The sequence below is a fragment of the Microbacterium sp. C448 genome, from assembly GCF_000582705.2.
GTDB classification, from domain to species: domain Bacteria; phylum Actinomycetota; class Actinomycetes; order Actinomycetales; family Microbacteriaceae; genus Microbacterium; species Microbacterium lacus_A.
This window is the reverse complement of record NZ_HG779709.1, coordinates 1-3,847: the sequence shown is the minus strand read 5'-3', so window position 1 is coordinate 3,847 and position 3,847 is coordinate 1. Positions and strand designations below refer to the sequence as shown.

The 3,847-nt window shown below is 67.9% G+C and carries 5 protein-coding genes; 1 reads left to right on the top strand and 4 read right to left on the bottom strand.

Annotated elements, in window-relative coordinates:
• Positions 1-86: 86 nt before the first annotated feature.
• From MIC448_RS10765 to MIC448_RS10755, 3 genes are read right to left on the bottom strand one after another with little or no spacing between them, the layout of a single operon-like run.
• A complete protein-coding gene (locus tag MIC448_RS10765) occupies positions 87-722 on the bottom strand; it encodes an NADPH-dependent F420 reductase (RefSeq protein ID WP_036299406.1) in 636 nt (211 codons plus the stop codon).
• A 45-nt stretch (positions 723-767) separates the two neighbouring features.
• Positions 768-2,045, bottom strand: coding sequence for an RNA polymerase sigma factor (locus MIC448_RS10760; protein WP_051513614.1), 1,278 nt, complete (start codon positions 2,043-2,045; stop codon positions 768-770).
• A complete protein-coding gene (locus MIC448_RS10755; protein ID WP_036299402.1) occupies positions 2,042-2,467 on the bottom strand; it encodes a YciI family protein in 426 nt (141 codons plus the stop codon). The genes MIC448_RS10760 and MIC448_RS10755 overlap by 4 nt, the downstream gene beginning before the upstream one ends.
• A 154-nt stretch (positions 2,468-2,621) precedes the next feature.
• On the opposite strand from MIC448_RS10755, the gene MIC448_RS10750 reads away from it, so the two are divergent.
• Positions 2,622-3,455 carry an aldo/keto reductase gene (locus tag MIC448_RS10750; protein ID WP_036299400.1) on the top strand — a complete coding sequence of 278 codons (834 nt, stop codon included), beginning with the start codon at positions 2,622-2,624 and terminating at the stop codon, positions 3,453-3,455.
• Positions 3,456-3,466: 11 nt separating this feature from the next.
• Here the strand turns inward: MIC448_RS10750 and MIC448_RS10745 are convergent.
• Positions 3,467-3,847: VOC family protein (locus MIC448_RS10745; protein ID WP_036299398.1), on the bottom strand; the 381-nt coding region annotated here is incomplete at its 5' end.

The following is a 3,847-nucleotide window of genomic DNA, read 5'->3' as shown; positions in this document are numbered from 1 at the left end:
GGCTGCTCCCTTCGACAGGCTCAGGGAGCGTGGTTCGTCGCCCGGTCACTGAGCTTGTCGAAGTGACCCGATGCGGGGCGCCCTGCTCAGCGCTCTGCGGCCGCCAGGTTGGCGCGAAGCTCGTCCGCGTCCTGGCGCACGCCATACGCCGGAGTGTCGCGCTCGACACGCCAGCTGTCGGCGAGCGGGCCGATGTTGACCGTGTCGTATCCGAAAGCGTCGTAGAGGTCGGCCACGAACTGCGCTGCCTCGGGTGCGTCGCTCGCCGTGGCGAGAGCACGACGGCCTGGCGTGCCCTGAGGTGCGCCCGCTGTCAGGATCTCTGCCGCGCCGATGTGATTGAACGCCTTGGCGACCTTCGACTCCGGCAGGTGTCGCTGAAGCATCTGCGAGGTCGTGATCTGCTTCTCGTCGAGCTCGAGGATGTGCCCGTCGCGCTCCCAGTAGTAGTTGTTCGTGTCGAGCACGACCTTGCCCGCGAGGGGGGCGACGGGGACGGTGTCGAGCGCCTTCAACGGGACGGTCACGATGACCCACTCGCCGGCCTCCGCGGCCTGCTCCGGTGTTCCGGCGGTCGCGCCGGCGCCGAGCGTGGCGACCAGATCGGCGAGGGTCTCGGGCCCGCGAGAGTTGCTGATCACGACCTCGTAGCCGCGGTCAACCAGCCCCTGCGCGAGTGCCGATCCGATGTTTCCTGCTCCGATGATTCCTACGCGTGTCATGTACGGCCCAACGCCGGTGGGCACGTCGCGCATTCCCTCGTGCACCTACAGTGCTGCGGCCTTCGCCTCGAGAACGGCGCGTTCGCGCGTGTTCGCCGTCAGCCCGGCCGCGGTGAGCAACTCGGAGCGCGCCTCGGACACGCGGCCGAGCCGGGCGAGCAGTTCGCCACGCACGCTCGGCAGCAGATGGGATCCCCGCAGGGCGCCATCCGAGGCCAATCCGTCGACGATGCGGAGGGCGCTCGCCGGGCCCGTGCTCATCGAAACCGCGACCGCGCGGTTGAGCTCGACGATCGGGCTGGGGGCGATTCGCCCCAGCGCCTCGTACAGGATCACGATGCTCTCCCAGTCGGTCTCGTCCACGCTCGGCGCGACGGCATGGCATTCGGCGATGGCTGCCTGGAGGCCGTACGTTCCTCTCCCGCGTCCGCGTCGACCCGAGGCATCCGCTCGCTGGAGCGCCGCGCGACCCCGCGCGATCTGTGCGCGGTCCCACTTCGTACGGTCCTGATCTGCCAGGAGGATGGGCGACCCGTCCGACGCGGTACGAGCGCCGAAGCGGGATGCCTGCAGCTCCATCAGAGCGAGAAGTCCCTGCGCCTCGGGCTCACGCGGAACGAGGCCCGCGAGCACGCGACCCAGGCGAAGCGCCTCGTTCGCCAGATCGACGCGCACCCAGCGGTCGCCCGACGTCGCCGCATACCCCTCCGTGAAGATGAGATAGACCACGCTCAGCACCCCGGTGAGACGCTCTGCCCACGCGGCGGGATCGGGCACCTCGAACGGCACGGCCGCCGCAGACAGCGTCTTCTTGGCCCGAGTGATGCGGGCCTGCACGGTCGCTACGGGCACGAGCAGCATCCGGGCGATCTCTTCCGATGTCAGCCCGCCGACGACACGCAGGGTCAGGGCGACCTGCGACTCGCGCGAGAGAACCGGGTGGCACGCGACGAAGATCAAGCGCAGCACGTCGTCGTCTATCGGCTGCCAGGTGTCGGCGTGGTCCGATCGTTCTGTTTCGTCGGCCAGATCGTGAGCGAGGGCGGCGTAGCGGTCATCCAGCCGCTCGCGCCGCCGCCATCCGTCGATCGCCCGGCGCTTCGCGACGGTGGTCAGCCAGGCTCCGGGATTGCTCGGCACGCCGCGTTCGGGCCACTGCTCGAGGGCCTCGACCACCGCCTCCTGCGCCAGGTCCTCGGCGAGCCCGAGGTCGCCCGTGGCCTTCGCCAGTGTGGCGACGACCCGGGCGCCCTCGATGCGCCACACGGCGTCGACGTGGCGGCGGATGTCTGGCGCCGGGATGTCTGGCGCCGGCTTACTCATTTCGTGCCGAGCTCCTCGCGCCACTGCTCTTCCTTCTGCACGTACTCATTGTCGGCGTAGTCCGCGAAGTCGGTCTCGTCCGTCACGCGCCGCACCTCGAGCTTGCTGCCGGGTCCGAGGGGGCAGCGCTTCGCCCATTCGGCGGCCTCTTCCTTCGAGGATGCCTGGATGATCCAGAACCCGTTGAACAGCTCGTGCGTCTCGCCATAGGGACCATCCGTGACGATCGGGGTCTCGCCGGCGAAGTCGACCACGAAGCCCTCCTTCGCATCGGAGAGCCCCTCGCCCGCGAGCAGCACCCCCGCCTTCATCATCGATTCGTTGTACGCGCCCATCGCGTTGATCACGGCCTCGAAGTCCATGGACTCGTAGTCCTCGACGGCGGCCTCGTTCGACCGCATGATCAGCATGTATTTCGCCATCGTCTGCTCCTCTGTGTCATCTCTGTGCCATCGGCCGATCCCGGCCGCGGGTGGGCGCTCGTGCGTCCTCCTACTATCGCGTCGAACGGCACCGAGCGAAATCGACATCGTCGCGAAAGTTCTTGCAGTCCCGGATGTGGGCCAGGATGGCAACATGCTCTCCATCCCCGAAGTAACCCTCAACGACGGTCACCGCTTCGCCGAACTCGGTCTCGGCACATACGGGCTGCGTGCCGAAGAAGGCATCGAGTCGGTCACTGCGGCAATCGATTCCGGGTATCGGCTGCTCGACACCGCCCTCAACTACGAGAACGAGTCCGAGGTCGGCGAGGGCATCCGCCGCAGCAGCGTCGACCGCGACGAGCTGATCGTCACGACCAAGCTCCCCGGACGCGACCACGGCTACCACGAGACCATCGCGAGCGCCCAAGCCTCGCTGGCCGCCCTCGGCCTCGATCGAATCGACGTGTACCTGATCCACTGGCCGAACCCCCGCGTGAACAAGTACGTCGACACGTGGAAGGCGATGATCCACCTCCGCGACGAGGGTGTGCTGCGCTCGATCGGCGTCTCGAACTTCACGGTCGGGATGCTCGAGCGACTCGCCGACGAGACAGGCGTCGTACCGGCGGTCAACCAGGTCGAGCTGCATCCGTATTTCCCGCAGGCGGAGCTGCGGGCCTATCACGCAGCGCACGGCATCCGCACCGAGAGTTGGAGCCCGCTCGCCAAGCGCAGCGAACTGCTGAACGAGTCGATCGTGCAGGAACTGGCAGAAGTTCACCGCGTCACGCCGTCGCAGATCGTGCTGCGTTGGCACGTCGAGCTCGCGAGCACCCCCATCCCGAAGTCGGCCGACCCCGACCGTCAGCGCGAGAACGCCGATGTCTTTGGATTCTCGCTCGACGCCGAGGATGTCGCCGCGGTCTCGGCCCTCGAACGGGGTCGCCTCTGGGGCGGAGACCCCGAGACGCACGAGGAGTTCTAGCGGGGTTTCGCTCAGCTCGCGTTGAGCGCGACCATCCAGTCGATCCCGAACCGATCGGTGAGCATGCCGAAGCGACCGCCCCAGGGCGGTGTCTCGAACGGCATACCGACGGTTCCGCCGTCGGCCAGCGCGTCCCAGTAGCGCTCGAGTTCGGCCTCGTCGTTCCCGCTGATCGAGATCGAGACGCCCGCCGCGGGCGTGTAGGGCATCGAGCTCGGTGTGTCGGCCGCCATGAGGACGAATCCTGCGGGCGTCTCGAGCTGGCCGTGCATGATCAGGTCGTTTTCGCGGGGATCCTGGCCCATGTCGAACGCGGCGAAGGTATCGAGGTCCAGTTCGCCGCCGAACACCGAGTGGTAGAACTCGAGGGCGGGGCGGGCCTGATCGCGGAA